Source organism: Neobacillus sp. PS3-34 (assembly GCF_030915465.1).
Classification (GTDB): Bacteria; Bacillota; Bacilli; order Bacillales; family Cytobacillaceae; genus Neobacillus_A.
Map to the genome: position 1 here is coordinate 2,686,170 of NZ_CP133267.1, position 17,051 is coordinate 2,703,220.

Genomic DNA, 17,051 nt, shown 5'->3' on the forward strand with positions numbered 1-17,051 from the left:
AAAATACTTGACTGTTAGATATATAAATGTGAAAATTCAAATAGTTACATATTTATCCAAAATTAGTTAATAAATACTAATTTAAGAGTGGGGACTGCTAAATGGGGAAGAGAAGGAAGAGTTTAAAGAAAGCTAGCAAATATTTACTTGCATCGACAATGGCTGTTTCTGCCGTGGTTACTGCTAATCCTTTTCAGTCTGAGGCGAGTACGAATGCCGGGGATTTGGTATTAAAGGCAGAAAAGTTGGCTGGTGCATTGAAATGGCAAATTTCTTACGAGTATAGGAAATCAGCTGTTTTTGAATATCCAAATATCGCATTGTTCAATCAGACCAAACAGGCTCTTCAGGAAGCGAAACAGGCTGTCAATCATGTGAAGGGCAGTAATAAAGTGCTGCTGCAAACGCGTTTGGACCAAAATGTGAGCTCTTATGTGGACCGGACAGCCAAGTACATAGATGCCGTAACAACAGGCAAAAGATTAGTCGCTGCAAGCACGAAGCTTTCAGAGAATCTTTCAAAAGGATTGGTGGATGATTCTGTAGAAGCAGCTTATCACCAGCTTTCACGCGACATTCAAAAGAGCGCGATTATTTTTGGCAGAGTATATGGAAAATCGACGAGAACAGAATTGTTAAACTACTATGTGAAAGGTGCAAAGGAAGTACGAGAAAAAGCGGCTTACCCGGTTTCTATTAAAATAGCGTTGGATGATTTCAACGCTGCATTAAAAGAAAATAATGTGGAAAAATCCATTTACCATGCCAGTCGCCTTGAGAAGCTCTTTGCTGCTGCAAAATTGCCTGAAGGGTCAGCGATTTCAAAAACTTTAACAGCATCATATAAAGAGTCGCAAAAGAATTACGAAAATATCGTTACTGTTTTTAAAGCTGATTCTACGGATTCTACAAATCCAACCATCGCAGGCGGAACAGTTTCCGGGCTGCAAAAAATCAATAAAACCGTTGTGATTGTAGCAGGGGCAGGCCAATATATTAAACTTGCAAACGCAGAAATCGAAGGCAACTTGATTATTAAAGGCGATTCAACCGGAGCGGGGACAGTATTTTTAGAAAACGTGAAGGTCAGCAAGGTTAATAATGCTGGCGGGTCTATTATTGTTGAAGATGTTGCTGACCACAGCCTTCATCAGGATCATGTTAGCGCTGAGGAATTGAAGATCAATGATACAAACGGCGCCAATGTTATTGCCGGACAGGGCACAGCCATTAAAAAGGTTACTGTAACGGAGACAGCTGGAGCCAGTGGTACCATCAATCTGGAGTCACAGTCAAAAGGAGCGTTTGGCAATGTTGAACTTGCTTCCAACGTTTCCGGGAATTCCAATGGTGTTTTATTAAAAGGAGATTTCTCTGAATCTACTGTTTCAGTAACAGGCGAGGGCTCGACTGTAAAAGTGGCCAAGGATGCTGTGGTAAAAGAAGTCGAAGTGAAAACGTCTGCAATACTTGAAGCTGAAGCAGGGGCAAACGTCCAGGCAGTTAACCTGGAAGCTGCTGAAAAAGGACAAAGCATACAGTTAAAAGGTGACTTAAAAAACACGGTCGTTACGATCGCAAATGCCAATGCAGAAGTCAAAGTAGCAGAAAACACAGTAATCAAAGAAGTGAAGAAAGATAGTTCCGTGAAAGAGGAAGTAAGTGTTGAAAATAACGGGAAGATTGAATTTTCAACCGGGGTACAGGTGACACACAATCCGCCTGCACAAACAACTCCGCCGGTAGTGACACCAACACCGCCGTCGACGGGGGGAACGACTAATCCGCCTCCTGTTACACAAACAGCACCGGTGGCAACAAACGTGACGATTTCCGGGAACGTAACAGTGGGTGCAGTACTCACAGGAAATTATCATTATAGTGATGCAGAAAGTGATCCGGAAAGCGGAACGGTGTTTAGCTGGTTCCGTGCCGATCGTGCCGATGGGCAAAATAAAACGGTGATCCAGGGGGCAACTGGCAATACCTATACGCTAACTTCTGATGATGTTGGCAAATATTTATTCTTTGGGGTTACGCCTAAAGCTTCAACTGGTACGGCAGCAGGGACGGAAGTTATAAGTGCGGGGGTTGGACCGGTTGCGGCACCTGCAAATCAAGATGTAACGCCACCGTCTATCACAGAAGTTAATGCTGTTGATTTAGACGCTAATGGAGTATTCAACCGATATGACCAGGTTAATTTTACCTTTAGTGAGGATTTGAATGAACAATCGAAGACGGCTGTTGAGCATGAACTTGAACAGCGGACGGATCTTTTTGGAACAGGCGTTACCGCCGAATGGGTAGGAGGAAATACAGTAGCTGTAACGATTCAAACTCTGGATGATGTTCCACTTAACTTCAGCAGTACCTTCACAATTTCAAAGGAAAACATCTATGACCTGAGCGGCAATCACCCAGGCAGCAATCTAACAATTGATGTACCGGATTATTTTACCCTAAGCGGGAATGTGAGAGTGCCTTATAACCAGGCAACCTCAACAAAGTTATTAGTTTTCCTTGGAGGTACTTTAAGCGAAGGTACAAAAGCAATCACAAACGTTGCCGATCTTTTTGCTAATTCAGAAGTTACGCAAATTAGCGGTGAAACCCGGACAACGATACATGTACAAAGCATGCAGTGGAATCAGAACAAAACAGCATTGACTTTAACCATTCCTGAAACAACCTTTGCCGATGGTGACAAAGTAGATGTCCATTTTGTGAGTGGAGCTGTTAAAGACACACACAATAAAGTACTGGGAGGCATTTTGGCAACGATTAAGGTGACAAGTCCTCCATATACAGCAGATATGGTAGAGATCGGCAGATTATTAGCCCTTCTGCCAGCAGATCCATCTACGGTTGACTTGTCGGGATTAGATAGGTTAAGAAGTGATGTTGATAGGATAAACGGGGTAATTACTCATGCCATTCAACTTGGAGCCACACAGCAGCAAATTTCTGCATTAGCAAATTACAGTCGGTTGGCAGCGGCAGAGCAGCGGATTCAAGAGCTTATCCAACAGCAGCAACAGCAGGGACAAACCGTCTCCTTCTTAATCCAGGGAGGGCAATTTACGAGTTCATTTGCACACGTAGCAGTGATTGGGTTTAATGGGACTTCCCCAAATTTCATTTTTACGAACTTTATCACAGACTCTTCTTTAAATGAGAATGGATTAAGCGTCAATTTAACAAATACTAGTCAAACACAGGCAACCACTTTTTATGCCTTGATTAATACTAATGGATATTTATTTATTAAAAAATTTACCCTTGCAGACCTGCAAAGTAGAAATGCTTTCTCCATACAAGTAGATAATACCTATGTTCCATTGCAAGTATCGCTGCCAAATGGAGTAAGTGAATCAAATCCTTCTGATTCCGTTTATCTGAATATGAAAAATGAGAATGGTGGAATCGTTAGGGCGTGGGTTTCCAATGGAACGAAGGTTCCTGTTGGTACTTACAATATTCAATACCTTGCCCAAAGATCAGACATGTCCTACAGTCTGTTCAAGGACAACTTTATTGTCTCTGACACAAATCATAATGTAAGTTTCTCAGAAAATGATGTGGCAAGAGTTAATTTTATTTTATCCACACATAACACGGATGTGACCTACACCTTGTCAGATGTGGCTCCATTGTATTCTCTGGGAAGTAACTATAATCCGATTACTTCAGCCAATGTGGCGGAAGGTGTAACAACTGTTTCCTTGACAAAAGGATTTTATGGAACGATCGCTCCAACTTATAAGATTAATAAAAATCAAGAAAGCTGGAGAATCTCATTTTTCCCGAATGCTATTGACCTTCAGGGGGACACAACGATAACTGTTGATGACCAGCTTGGTATTATGGTTGATTGGGATGTTCCATATGCTGATAACAAAACTGTAAATATGAATAGCCCGTTGTTAAATTATTTAAATACTGACATTAAAAATGCGAGTGGCCAAAGTCTGCAATATCTGGACAAATTAAGCAGCACCACAAATCCTAATTCAGGAGGTCCTTTAAAAGGAAGAGTAACACTCAGAACAACTGATGGCAGAGTATTTACGAAGGACGTAAATGTTTTCTCATTTAGCCAACTATCGATTAGCGATATTACAAATGGAGAAATCATTTCCGGCCAGGCAGAGCTTACTTTTGAAGCGTTAGATTCGCCAATTGCGATTCAATCATATACCACTACGATTACGATTGGTGGGTAAATTGGGTACCCTTCACGCCCCGAAGATTGCCGAAAAATAGTTAATCAAACGTTTGATTAAATGAGTGCAAAGGCTTGGTTTATAAGGTTTTAACGAAAAGTGACAGGCGCCTTCCAGAGAATTGGAAGGTGCCTGTCACTTTTTTTAGAGCTTCCATCTGTTTCATTAAACAAGACCGCAGGGTAAGAATAAGCAATAAGGAGGGATATGATGCCTTTTGATTATTCATTGGATTTTGACCATCTTGATTTCCGAAAACACCCGGAGCTTTACCGGGTTGGGCGAGGGGAGCAGGGGGTACTGCTGGTAGAACCGTATAAAAGCGAGATATTGAAGTATTGGCGCTTTAAGACACCAGAGATTGCTGAGGAATCATCCGACACCATCTATGAGCTTTTCTTGGAGTATAAAAAGAAAGATGATTTTGTCGGTATGGATATGGCCCGTAAGTTTCTGCAAATGGGATATACAAGAGCCCGCCGCTATACGAACTACAAAGGCGGCCATAAATATAATGAGGATGGCAGCGTAAAGGAACGTCAAAATGATAAGGTGAAGGCGGAATCGGCGGCTATTTTCTACGAAAAGTGGAAGCTGGCAAGGGAGGATAAAGAGTATTTGACCTTAAAGAAGGCGCACCAGAAGAAGTATGGCTAAGGCATGTCATGCCCCGAAGTTTGTCGGAAAATCGTTAATCAAACGTTTGATTGAATGCCGTTGAAGCCTTGTTATACAAGGATTTTATGTTTGTCGAAGTAAAAAGGGGGTCAGACCCCCGCTTAGGTAAAGCGTGAAAGTGACAGGCACCTTCCAGGGAATTGGAAGGTGCCTGTCACTTTGGAGTGGCTAAAGGCGGGTTTGCTCAGGAAAGGGCCACGCACATTTATCCCCGGCTTTGTTTTTGATATTTGCCTAACCAGCCTTGTGGCTTTGCCCAGTAATAAGGAAGGTGGGGTGTATTCTGGTTAACTAATTCAATCAATTCATTGAAACCTTTCATTTTTTGAAGGTCAAAGGCGACTCCTTCATTTGTACTCACTTGAAAAAAACTCGTTGTATCTGAGTCTTCGCCTCCTGAATCTTCTTCGTAATAGCTAGTTGCCACTACATCTGACCATTTGTATTCCTTCACAGCAGTTCCTTTTCGTTTATTGCCTTCTTTTACTGAAAAGCCTTGATCATGTATTGTAACTGTGGTGTTATTCATAAAAGTTCGAATGAGAAAGAAAACAATCACACCTATAGCTATGAAACCTAAACCAAGCAGCGGGAAAAACGAAAGACACGAAATACCCATAATACCGAAAACAATTCCGAAAACCATGGATGTCCCTGTACTTTTATTAGAGAATTCTTTATTCATCCTATCCCTCCCTTAAAAAAGGAATATGCTTTATGATTACAGTTCATGACTTTTCGCCTATGAAAATACAACTCTATTTCATTCTAAACATTATGTTAAAACCAGCGATTTTTTCTTGTAAATGGAGCAAATCTTTTTATGAATCGAAAGGAGGGCGAGTCAGCAATGCGCAGTCCGAGGGTATAGGCATCGTTTTCAATTCGTTGCTGATGAACCTTCCGATGTTTTTCATCAGGAGAGTCTAGTAATAGCTCAGTATTGTACCAGACATTGATTCTGCAGTGAGTCATAAAAAAAGAAGATATTGATTCGTCTTTTTGGCCCATCAACGAATCAAGGGCCGAATAAAGCGGGCATAGTGGTGTGCCAGCTCATCTTGAACATGATCCACCAGACTCGTTAACACGTCGTTAATTCGTTCATGATCATAGCGGCGATGCAGCATAACACGGGCATCGGGCGACGCATTATCCTCGTTAAGAATGCTATAAAGAACCATAGGAAGGTCGCTGTTGATGTGAGCGTTGATACCGAGTAATGCATCCTGCAGGACAAAAACTTGTTTTTCATCAGCCATGCGGAGAGCCAGCTCCCAGGCCGGTGGACAAGGCTGCCCTGCATCATAAGAGTCTATTACATTAAAATAGTGCTGAGCGAAACAGACTAGAACACGCTCCATCCAAACGGGGTCCCGGAAAATATCAGAGGCGAGACGCCGCTGCATCTCCTGCGTCATGAGGAGATAGACACGCTGAAATACGGCCGATGATCTCCACACTCTTGCAGAACATGGAGACGCTCGGTCATTGTATCAATCACGTCTTGCATCGTTTGAAACTGCCCCACCTGATTACTTGCCATCTCCATCATATCCCTCCCCATTGCTTGAACCACAGTAGACAGGCACCATTCCATTGGGAATGATGCCTGTGTCTTTTCTTAGTCGTTACTTCAGTCAGAATCACCAAAGTCAAAATCATTGTCAAAGTCAGGACCATCATCTTTTTGCTCTTGTTTACCGCCAGGGAAAATGAAGAATGCTGCCGCTATGGCCAATATACCGAAGAAATGATTGGAAGTGGCAAAAAGGTAAAATCCGAAAATAAACACGAGAACACCAAGCACTTTCAAGCTTGTTTTTTTCGTATTCATAACCTCCTCCCAATGTTTAACATGGTATATAGTTATTAGCGATGTTAGCTTTGTATTCCAATTAGTGGGAATAAAGGCCCCTTTGACCAATCATTTTCTCTTCTAATAGGGGAAGTATCTCTGCCGGCACCACTCTTTGCTACAAGGTTCTGATCCTGCCTGAACCAGATGAAGCGGGCTAATCAAAGCTGGGCCGTGAGGGAGAAAATCGACGAATGGTTTTCTCTTTTAGGGTTGCCCTTTTCTTTATAAAGAAGAAGGATTCTGAAAATTAGTTCGAGTGGGAAAGAAATTGGCGAAAGTGATTGTTGTCTATGACCAGCCAAAAGACCAAGAGGGATTTGAAAAGTATTATAACGAAGTACATATCCCGCTGGTACAAAAAATTCCCAATCTAACAGGTGCGGAAGTCCATCGTGTCCTGCAATCGATGTATACAGAGGATAAATTATACTTGATCGCTGAACTTCAGTTCGAAAATCCTGAAAGTTTAACGCAAGCACTTGCTACACCGGAATTTCAAATCTCGTTGAATTTTTAAATAAACCTCCCGTTGTGGCAATTGTTGATTAAGGAAGACAAAAAGGTGACAGGCACCTTCCAGGAAATTGGGAGGTGCCTGTCACTTTTTTTATATGTAAACTAGGATGAAAATCATTCGGCAAATCTATAATCGTAGGAACCTTTTATTACGTTAATTTTTTTTCCGTTAATTATAACGGTTGTGTTATTTACCCAATTTATTTGCGCCTTTTCTCCTTCGTTCCAGTATATGATTCTAGTTTTATCATTTTTATTATTGTGAACAACGCCTCTTAATGTCCAAGAAACAGTAGCGCCACCGCTGGAACGATAAACCTTAACATCATACTGTCTATTTGGTGAAATAGAATGAGCTGCCAATTCTTCACCTTTAGGATTGATTTTTTGTAAAGGATAATATGCGTAATACCTATACAAACAAACAAGCAGTATTATAAGGATTATCGGAATTAAAATTACACCGAATATTAACAACGTCTTTTTCATTTAGACAACATTCCCTTGTGTCGTTTTTCTATATTATGGGTTATTGCCCGTTCCAATGGTAATACCAAATATCTCCTTAGGATTTGTATTGTAATTAAAAATCACAATAAAGGCCCCATCGGCTCTGAATCTGGAAACAAGCGGGCGATACTCTCACTGCGATATTCTTTCACGGTACACGGAATATCTGCTTTTGTATATTCCTTTACCAATTTTGCGTCTTTTGGTATCAATTGTGAGGCGACTTGCTTGGCTTCTTCTACGGTACGGGATGGTTGACTTGTCGATTCGAACTGGATGGTGATGTTGTCCGCACGATGATTCAGGAACATAGGCAAGAGATAATCGTTTTGGAACCTCGCCATGGTTTTATCACCATTATTTTTTCCATACGCTTTTGTAAATGCATCATAGGTATCTCCTAATCCCACCTGTACAGAAACTTGAGGCTCATTCGTATTTGGAGAAGCAGGAGTCGCGGTGCGAGTTTTTGGAAGTGCTTTTCCTGTTACCTTTTTCTCCACATGATGTTTCCCTTCCTTGTGCTGAGCGGATTTTTGGGATTCAGTTTTTGTTTGTTGACTTTCTTCGCTACACGCTGACATTAAGCTTAGAAGCAGGATAAACACCATTAACATTCCTATTATTCTTTTCATATCTACTTTTCCCCTTTAGATCTATTAAATTGTTAAATAACCTGACCTTTTCCAAGAATAAGGTAAAGATCATTCACCCGCAAGCTAAAAAAAGCGACCAGAAGACTCCGTATAAAAGAGGTGGTAGGTGATTGTTCAACTAAGTGGGAGTTTAGCGTAAGAGGAAAATACGCGGAATGAAAGAATTTACTATATGGTAATCTAATTTGACAAACTAAACCATAAATGAGGGGTTATTCATGAAAAGCGCCAAAATGGTCGTAACTATATCCTGTTTAATTGTTTTAATTATTGGTGAGATCAGTATTTATTTCATTGTTGAACGAAGTGAAAGACCGATATTGGTTTTTATGTTTGGGGCAATTATGATTCTTTTTCAACAAATAATATTAAGGTCTGTTAAAAAGAAGAAAGACAAATCATATTAAGCTAACGGTGGGGTTAGTTTAATATGATTTATACTTCAAAATGGGTTTATATGGTAAAGTTAATAGAAAATCTATTTCTTTTGTAATTTAAAGTGGTGCTTCAAATTGCGAAATGGCTTTCGTGAAATTGTTTGTTATATATTTTTTACATCCTAATAGTTTATTTATTAAACTTTCATCTCATATTGAAATAAAGCCAAATTTGAAGCATAAAATATTAATGTTACTTACATTATGTTTATATTCTAAGTTGTAGTTTCCCTGGTTCTTCTTACCTTTAGAATCACTTTTTAAAAAAAAGATTATAATTGAAATCATTAATAACTAAAGGGGTAGGTAAGTTGAACTATCTCAAAAAAAGGGAATTAAACAGGAGGAATGAAGATGGGTGCTCTTGATAGGTTGTTGAGAAAGGTTCCTATAAATAATGCCTATTGTAGTTTATATAAAAATGAATATACAAAAGATATCGTAGAAAATTTTATGAGCAAAAAAGGACAGTTAGTTGGAAAGGTAAGAAATAGTTTTTCTGAAGTGAAGATTTCAGAGCATGCTTTTGAACGCTGGAATCAAAGGGTAGGACCATTTTTTACTAGAGTAGAAAAGTTGGAGAGGCTGGTTTTTGCTCTATTAAGCTTACCGTTAAGAATAGAATGGCTGTCCCCGTCGCTTGGAATCATCGATTCTGACATACTGTTTATTTACGAGGCTAGGGAAGAGACTTTGCTTATTAAAACTTTTTATGGCCGTTGTTCCTTTCACCCTTCTTTATATCAATTTCCCGTCCTTAAGAAATATAATTTACATGAGTTAGAGAAAATAAATCTCTCTCTTCCTCCTAATATTTTGGAACAGCAGGTTGCACCAGTTTTGCCTCTAGAAGTTATCCTATTCAATGGAAGAACGATGGATTATTGTATAGAGACATATTTGGTAGAAGAACAGCGGAGCTGCATGTATTTAAAAATGATAAAAAAAGGAAAAATCACTGAAATTACTGAGATTGACTTGAACCATCCCGAACAGCATCTACTTAACCGGAGCGTTCTCTATGTTCTTAACCGATTAGGATACCAAGAGTTTGTAAAAGCCCACCTCTTACACCACAAACCCGACGCAGTCGAAGAATCTTACCAAAAACATGCTGTGTATATGCGAGAAAGAGCACTGAAACATGAATGAAGTATGGGACGGTTCTCGTGTTTCATTTTAGTTAGGAATGTGAGTGAACTTGCGTAATACACTGAATTTCCTAAAAAGGAAAAATTTTTGACTGAAAGTAAAAGAAGTAAGAAACGTTAAAGATATTGCTGCCAATCAGGTGGCATTTTTTATTTGGTTATTATTATTTCTTACCGTATATAATCTAAACGTAACAGGAGTTAGCACCGATATATTAAGTATAGAATTGAAAAAGATAGAAGAAAATTATTTGTGTTTTATGGATTCACACTTTAGTGTTATTCATTAAATTGTCTTCATTCTCGTCATTCAAACTACAATAATAAAATAATGAGGCAGCAACTATGAATTTAGACTTTGAAACGGTTATATGTAACCTTATTTACGCAAAAGAAGAACTAGAATGTTCTAAAACTCCTTTTTTGTTAAATGAGCTTTTAGAGATACTCGAAAGGATTATTTATCTGGACAATGAATTTGAAATGCAGAGATCTAATACACATTCAAAACCAAATTTAAGTCTGTTAAAGAGAAATCCTTTAAAAGTAGAGAAAAAGTATGCAGACTTTGAATATATAATTGGCCAGCTTGAAGTAACAGTAATTGAAATAGGCCATGCTCTTGATTGGTGGGAAGATGAGTGGTTGTGGGTGAACGATGAACTTGATGTAATTATTGATTCATTCATTAATTTACAAGATGACTTTATAGCTATAAAAAGGCTCGTTGATATCATTTCTGAATATAACCCTATTGAAAAGTTTTATGATTTGCTAGCTGTTTATAACCCAGGATATAGAGAGATAATACAACAAATAAAAAAGCTCAATCTTCCTATTAAAAACTTTCAATACATCCCAGATCCTACTCAAAAAGAATTGCCTCGCCCTAAGAGGGGTTCTTATAGGAGAAGCCGGCAGACATTCACAACCTATTCAACAGGTTCAAAAGCAATGTTAGTCCTTCAGGGAACACACCTGAAGGCAGACAGGTCCCATTTGCCATTAAGATAATAATTTAATAGGGGCAATAGAGCTCCAGACCCTGCTACCAATCAAGGCAGCGTTTTTGTTTGAATAAGATGAGGAGTTTAGATATGGTTACGGATATTAGCTTTAAATTTATGCCCTATTACGATGATATTGACGAGGACTATCACTACTTTGATATTTGGGGAAAACTGGGCATATTAATTGACGGTGTCTGATTTTTTAGTAATTATGATTTTCATTAAAATGATGGACCTTTGGGAAGCTCATCAATGACCAAGGAGGGAGTTGTAGGACAGCTTAATACTTTTCTTAGGGGTATATCTATGGTTCCTCAAGGTTTAATGGAAGAAGGTACATTTATTGTGGATGATGATGAAATTGATAAATGCCTTATTTTTTCCTTGAGTGACAATATCGTTACATTTGCCATCTGTAGAAATGAGTTTACGTTTCGTCCTTGGAAAAAAATAATATACTACGATGGTGTAACAGTATCTCAATCGCAACAAATTCCACAAACAAATAGGAATATGATTGATTTTGAACAATTTAAACAAGGGTTGAGAAAGAGTATAGGAACATTTTTAAAAGAACTTATTGAAAAAATCCCTAATATTAAAAATGATAATGACTTTATAGATATAAAAAGTAGAGTTGAGAGTATTTAATATGCTCCCATATTAGTGGTGTCGAATTAGGATAACTTTTTCTTATTGAACTAAAGGGAGTTTAGTATACGAATGGCAGTTGAACTGCTAGCTGCTGTTGCTTTATCAAAAATTCCAAATATCATTATAAAAAGTGCCATGAATATAATTAGTAATTTCCTCATTAATTCCCCTTCTTTTTTATTCCAATATTACCATTAAACTGAAAAATGGGGGAATGCAGGGATTTTGCAAGTGGCTGCTGTTTTTCTCTTATTCTGATTTATAGAAAAGAAGTCAGAGTGACTGGCTAAACTAGTTCTACTCAACAAGAGTAGAGCTTAGGAAACTGTTAATTGAACGCATATTTTTAATGAAGCATAGGGATTTTACTAGATTGTTTTTCTAATAGGACATGTGAAATCCTTGGAGGCTTCCCACATTTGAGATCCAGAAGATAGAGTAGAAAGAACAGAAATAAGCGGGAAAGAGAACGGATTAATGGTATCCGTTCTCTTTTTTGCTAAAAACAGGAGTAAAGTATCACGAATTGGAAAAATTTGAACGTTGTCCCAATTTAAACTATTAACTTATTATGGAAGTAGAGAGAGAAACCAACACGATAAAGGGGAAAAGAGAACAACATGAAAAAACAGAAGCTTTATTCGTTGCTGTTAGCCACCTTCTTGTCTGCTTCGGCATTTTCAGTCTCTGCTCATGCGGAAAGTTTAGCTTATAAAGTGAAATCAGGAGAGACCCTCACAAGTATTGCGAATCGTTATCACGTTTCGGTCAGCCAGTTAAAAACATGGAATCATCTTACTTCCGAAAAGATTCGTATAGGGCAAACGATCACAGTATCCGTTCCTGAAGCAACCTACAAGGTGAAAAAAGGAGATCTTATCACCACTATCGCTAAAAATCATCACCTCCTGGTTGCGGATATTAAAATTAGCAACCATTTAACATCAGACCGTCTAAAAGTGGGACAAACGTTAAAGATTCCTTCCCATAAGGGAGTATACCTAACACATACGGTCAAAACGGGTGATTCGCTATCACTTATTTCAAGAGATTATGGTTTGTCCGTTTCCAATATTAAAAAGTTTAATAATTTCACAACAGATAAGGTTCGAATTGGACAAGTATTAAAATTAACGGCGAGTCCAGCTGCGCACACAATCCAAGCCGCCTGCTCCTAAACCAGTCAGTTCACCTGTAACTACACCACTTCCATCGCCAGGGAAGCCGGCAGAACAAGAAACGATTCCAACTGCCACAGTACATACGGTACAGTCTGGGGAATATTTATCTCTTATTGCGAAAAAATACCAAACGACTGTTTCAGAGATTAAGAGATTGAACAGTTTAAGCAGTGACACTGTTTTTTTAGGACAAGAATTAAAAATAACTGAAGGATCTATTCCTGCACCTGCCTTTTTAGCAGATGGTATGTTTCCAATGGCCAAAGGGACTTATACTTCATTTCAGGATACTTGGGGAAATTCCCGCCAATTTGGTGGGAATCGAGTACATGAGGGAACCGATATTATGGCTTCGAAAGGTACACGACTGTATGCCGTAACGGATGGAACCGTAACGAATTACGGATGGAACGAACTGGGTGGATGGAGAGTTACCATTCGCACCCAGGAGGGATACTATCTGTATTATGCCCATTTAAACAAATATGCAGCGGGAATTGGATTCGGCTCCAAGGTGAAAAAAGGACAACTTGTTGGCTATGTAGGGAATACTGGCTATGGGCCGTAGGAACGTCAGGAAAGTTTCCTTCCCATCTTCATTTTGGAATCTATGATTCAAGCGGAAAAGCTCTGAATCCCTATCATCACCTTCATTATTGGGAAGCGAAGTAATCGCTTCTCTTTTTTTGTCTTTTGAAAGGTTGAAATCTATTTTTGAATAAAAAGGTCTCAACTAAAGGAATGAACAGTATGCTTTTCTTCTTTAAGTAACGGATCGGTTTAAGAAGGTTATCTTCAACTAATAGAGAATTAATGACTTAATTATAAAATTGGAAGGAGATGTTGATATGTCTAATACTCATAATGAAATATCCTCTGAATATTTACGAGTGATTAAATTGCGGTTTAAAGAAATGAAAAGTACAGCTGAGAGAACGTTCGAACAACTTGATGATAAAATGTTATTTTGGTTTCCAAATGAAAACTCAAATAGTATTTCTGTAATCGTGAAACATATGAGTGGCAATATGGTTTCCCGATGGACTGATTTCTTAATTTCTGACGGGGAGAAACCTTCTAGAGACAGAGATGAGGAATTTGAACAGACAATTTCAAATCGTAACGAATTATATGAGGTTTGGAATAAAGGGTGGAATGTTTTCATTAACGCATTGGATTATATAGAAGAGGAACATCTGCTAAGTGAGATATTCATTAGAAATGAATCTCATACACTTATTGAGGCAATTGAGAGACAAATGTATCACTATTCATATCATACCGGGCAAATAGTTTATATAGCTAAACAGTTAAAATCTGATGACTGGACGAGTTTAACCATACCAAAACGAGTGAACAAAAAAGATTCATAATATAGAAAAGGATAAGAGATTCCAATACCTCAGCTAACGAGGCAGCCTATTGGATAAGATTGAAAGATAAGACCATTAATTTTAATGGTTTTTCTAATTCCATATTTTGATGAAGGCTCTTTTAGCAAGGATTGTTGTTTTCGGGACAAATTCTACTATTAGAGTTTGTTCCGAAATCCTCTGATTCGGACTTGATTGCCTTGCTTTGATAAAACCTGTCCGAATAAGGTGGACATAAGGTTGATGAAGACCGAAACGAATGTCTAAGGTGGAAGAAACAGTCTTCATAAGCGAGGACATGGGGAAAATCCCAGCATAAAAGATACCCCAAGGAGCGATGAAGACCGAATGCCTCGGGAGCAGAAAATGGTCGTCATAAGGTTGATGAAGACCGAAACCCATGTCTAAGGTGGAAGAAACGGTCTTCATAAGCGAGGTCTTGGGCAAAAACCCATCAAAAAAGATACCCAACAGAGCGATGAAGACCGAAATCCCTGCCTCGAGAGCAGAAAATGGTCTTCATAAGGGGAATGAAGACCGAAACGAATGTCTAAGGTGGAAGAAACAGTCTTCATAAGCGAGGACATGGGGAAAATCCCAGCATAAAAGATACCCCAAGGAGCGATGAAGACCGAATTCCCGCCTCGGGAGCAGAAAATGGTCGTCATAAGGTTGATGAAGACCGAAACGCATGTCTAAGGTGGAAGAAACGGTCATCATAAGCGAGATAAAGGCCAAAACCCCTCATTCGGACTTGATTGCCCTTGATTTGCTCACTTGATGAACATGGTTGCTCCAAAAGGCCTGACCGGGCTTCATTTTTGTGATTCGAAGGGTCAGGTTAGTTGGAAAAAACAATCATTCTTCAGAATAAAAAGAGTAATAAATTGGGAAAAGGTATCATTTTGAGTTCAAAATAAAAAGTCACCCATTATATTATGGATGACTATTTTTTGTTGACCATAAGAAGTTTTGCTTTAGAAGGTGTCTCGTATTTTAAGAGGTTTGGGTTCATACCGGTACTCTGAACTACATAAAATCCGCCTCCGATACCGTAAAGTGGGACATATCCTTCGAATGATTTTGTGGTGTATACTCGATACACTTCACCAGGATGCAGTTGCTTTACAGGATTGAAATGTACTGGTACAGAAGGAGTTATTTCGCCTTTTCGGATGTTATTATCAATTGAAAAGAGAGTAGTTTCTTTTAAAATGGTGATTTTTCCAATTTGACCAGGCTTTAATTCTGAAATTCCCCACATTACTTTTGTCGAGCTAGCCTCAGCTGGCATAGCAATTGCTATGATTATTGCAACTGAAAAAACTAATAAAATAATTTTTTTCATTACCTTATTTCACCTCTTTCCACAGTAAATAGTAACACAGGGAAGTTTGTGGTGGTTCTGTTAAGTTATGGTAATTTCAAATGACCTTCCGCGCTAACCAGTCCGGGTGACATCATTAAGTTTTTTCGACTAACAAGTCAGATTGGTTGAAGAATTGGATGGTTTAATTTATAGAGATTGGATGGTTAATTATTGCTCCAGTTGAGTTATTATTTAATTATTAAATAGCACTATTTACAGAGAGTAAATTATAACATTTTAAGAGGTGCGGCATGGATATTATGTTCGGTTTGGTTATTTTGATCTTAATTCTTTCTGTGGTTTCAACTCTATTATTAACGGGGAAGCCTGACGATAACTACAGTAGTTCCACAAAAAGAAATACGACCAACTTGACCTTAATATATGTGGTGATTATTTTTATAGCTTTAACTTCACTAGGGTTATACGTATGGTTAACGTAGTGAAAAAGCAGAACTTTTTAACCTTTTGTCCGACCATGTTAAAATAATAATTTAATAGTAATATAGAAGGTAATGGAGATGAAGAAATATGACATGGGCTGTGGTGATTTCGATAATTCTCATAAGTCTAGTTAAAATATTAATGACCTGTCTTCCAACTGGTGTTGTGGAATGGCTTACCAGCAAATTTGAAACACATTCAAAACTGAATGACGCCCTTGCCACCGTAACCCTTGACGGAAAACACTTGGATCGTAAAGAAAAAACTCAAATTATTAATTATCTTAATGAGGCTACATTTTTAGAACGGCATTATATATGGCCAGGGAACGAGCATTTGTACTTAAATCCAGAGAACGGTGGGACCCCAATCATTATTGATAGTAAAAGGGGTAAAAAGGATGTTCGGTTGTTTGTTTTCAGATACAACGATCACATTGATGTAGTCAAACAGTACAAGAAGAAAGTAGTAGCGTATAGTCTGCTTTCTGATAGTCTTCAAAAGCGATCTATGATTACAGGGTGATTTGCAATACTGCACTTCAAAACAGACCCCTTCGGTGACAGGCACCATCCAATTTTTTGGAAGGTGCCTGTCACTTTTTTCGTGGCAGCCCTGACTTATTTTACGAAGTTGATTTCCTGATGGTATTTGGTACCTTTCTTTTTGGCGGACTTGACCATATCGTCATTTACTTCCACATTAATATTCTTAAGATTTGTCAGGTTTAAATTGCTTTTTGACACCATGACGCCGTCTTGCTGATTTTGTACTGAACGACATCCGGCGGCATCACTGTGCCTACATTGTAGTTCTTATAAAAGGTTTTTCCAGCGTTCCCGATGCACCTTTCGTATCTGCCGATGCAAGTGATCCAGCACTGGTTATCATCAATCCAAGTGATAGCATAGCTGCAAGGCCTTTTTTGCTTAATAGCTTCTTTGTTCTCCTGATACCTTCTAATTCCATATTTTTATAAAAAATA

General features: G+C 38.6%; 16 protein-coding genes and 1 pseudogene. 11 read left to right on the plus strand and 6 right to left on the minus strand.

Translation table 11 applies throughout. The features are described from left to right. Positions 1-101 precede the first annotated feature (101 nt). Together RCG23_RS13865 and RCG23_RS13870 are read left to right on the plus strand one after the other, a co-directional pair. Entirely contained in the window at positions 102-4,226 is a 4,125-nt protein-coding gene (locus RCG23_RS13865) for a hypothetical protein (protein WP_308176176.1), read from the plus strand. A gap of 210 nt (positions 4,227-4,436) precedes the next feature. Further along, positions 4,437-4,883 (plus strand): DUF4385 domain-containing protein, encoded by a 447-nt coding sequence (locus RCG23_RS13870; protein WP_308180060.1) that lies wholly within the window; start codon positions 4,437-4,439, stop codon positions 4,881-4,883. Between the two features lie 226 nt (positions 4,884-5,109). Here the strand turns inward: RCG23_RS13870 and RCG23_RS13875 are convergent, their stop codons facing one another. From RCG23_RS13875 to RCG23_RS13885, 3 genes and pseudogenes are all read right to left on the minus strand, one after another. Further along, a complete protein-coding gene (locus RCG23_RS13875) occupies positions 5,110-5,589 on the minus strand; it encodes a hypothetical protein (RefSeq protein ID WP_308176177.1) in 480 nt (159 codons plus the stop codon). A 95-nt stretch (positions 5,590-5,684) separates the two neighbouring features. Then, positions 5,685-6,325, minus strand: a pseudogene (locus RCG23_RS26005) (DUF5995 family protein). A gap of 215 nt (positions 6,326-6,540) precedes the next feature. Then, positions 6,541-6,741 (minus strand): hypothetical protein, encoded by a 201-nt coding sequence (locus RCG23_RS13885; RefSeq protein ID WP_308176179.1) that lies wholly within the window; start codon positions 6,739-6,741, stop codon positions 6,541-6,543. Between the two features lie 301 nt (positions 6,742-7,042). On the opposite strand from RCG23_RS13885, the gene RCG23_RS13890 reads away from it, so the two are divergent. Continuing rightward, the gene (locus RCG23_RS13890; RefSeq protein WP_308180061.1) at positions 7,043-7,282 is read left to right on the plus strand and encodes an EthD family reductase; all 240 of its coding nucleotides are present in this window, start codon (positions 7,043-7,045) and stop codon (positions 7,280-7,282) included. Positions 7,283-7,395: 113 nt separating this feature from the next. On the opposite strand, the gene RCG23_RS13895 is transcribed toward RCG23_RS13890, so the two are convergent. After that, positions 7,396-7,770, minus strand: a complete 375-nt coding sequence (locus RCG23_RS13895; RefSeq protein WP_308176180.1) for a DUF5412 family protein — start codon at positions 7,768-7,770, stop codon at positions 7,396-7,398. 101 nt (positions 7,771-7,871) lie between these two features. Further along, the gene (locus tag RCG23_RS13900; protein WP_308176181.1) at positions 7,872-8,426 is read right to left on the minus strand and encodes a hypothetical protein; all 555 of its coding nucleotides are present in this window, start codon (positions 8,424-8,426) and stop codon (positions 7,872-7,874) included. A 239-nt stretch (positions 8,427-8,665) separates the two neighbouring features. Here RCG23_RS13900 and RCG23_RS13905 point away from each other — a divergent pair, with 239 nt between their 5' ends. The 7 genes from RCG23_RS13905 (at position 8,666) to RCG23_RS13935 (ending at position 14,253) form a co-directional block, all read left to right on the plus strand. Continuing rightward, positions 8,666-8,854 (plus strand): hypothetical protein, encoded by a 189-nt coding sequence (locus RCG23_RS13905; RefSeq protein WP_308176182.1) that lies wholly within the window; start codon positions 8,666-8,668, stop codon positions 8,852-8,854. A 384-nt stretch (positions 8,855-9,238) separates the two neighbouring features. Then, positions 9,239-10,036 (plus strand): hypothetical protein, encoded by a 798-nt coding sequence (locus RCG23_RS13910; protein ID WP_308176183.1) that lies wholly within the window; start codon positions 9,239-9,241, stop codon positions 10,034-10,036. A 344-nt stretch (positions 10,037-10,380) separates the two neighbouring features. Then, a complete protein-coding gene (locus RCG23_RS13915; protein WP_308176184.1) occupies positions 10,381-11,049 on the plus strand; it encodes a hypothetical protein in 669 nt (222 codons plus the stop codon). A 248-nt stretch (positions 11,050-11,297) separates the two neighbouring features. Further along, positions 11,298-11,696, plus strand: coding sequence for a hypothetical protein (locus RCG23_RS13920; RefSeq protein ID WP_308176185.1), 399 nt, complete (start codon positions 11,298-11,300; stop codon positions 11,694-11,696). 623 nt (positions 11,697-12,319) lie between these two features. Then, positions 12,320-12,877 carry a LysM peptidoglycan-binding domain-containing protein gene (locus RCG23_RS13925; protein ID WP_308176186.1) on the plus strand — a complete coding sequence of 186 codons (558 nt, stop codon included), beginning with the start codon at positions 12,320-12,322 and terminating at the stop codon, positions 12,875-12,877. A gap of 64 nt (positions 12,878-12,941) precedes the next feature. Continuing rightward, positions 12,942-13,448 carry a M23 family metallopeptidase gene (locus RCG23_RS13930; protein ID WP_308180062.1) on the plus strand — a complete coding sequence of 169 codons (507 nt, stop codon included), beginning with the start codon at positions 12,942-12,944 and terminating at the stop codon, positions 13,446-13,448. A 280-nt stretch (positions 13,449-13,728) separates the two neighbouring features. After that, positions 13,729-14,253 carry a DUF1572 family protein gene (locus RCG23_RS13935; RefSeq protein WP_308176187.1) on the plus strand — a complete coding sequence of 175 codons (525 nt, stop codon included), beginning with the start codon at positions 13,729-13,731 and terminating at the stop codon, positions 14,251-14,253. A 946-nt stretch (positions 14,254-15,199) separates the two neighbouring features. Here RCG23_RS13935 and RCG23_RS13940 read toward each other — a convergent pair. Further along, on the minus strand, positions 15,200-15,601 hold the full coding sequence (locus RCG23_RS13940; protein ID WP_308176188.1) for a hypothetical protein: 402 nt from the start codon (positions 15,599-15,601) through the stop codon (positions 15,200-15,202). Between the two features lie 552 nt (positions 15,602-16,153). On the opposite strand from RCG23_RS13940, the gene RCG23_RS13945 reads away from it, so the two are divergent. After that, a complete protein-coding gene (locus tag RCG23_RS13945) occupies positions 16,154-16,591 on the plus strand; it encodes a YfmQ family protein (RefSeq protein WP_308176189.1) in 438 nt (145 codons plus the stop codon). Positions 16,592-17,051 lie beyond the last annotated feature (460 nt).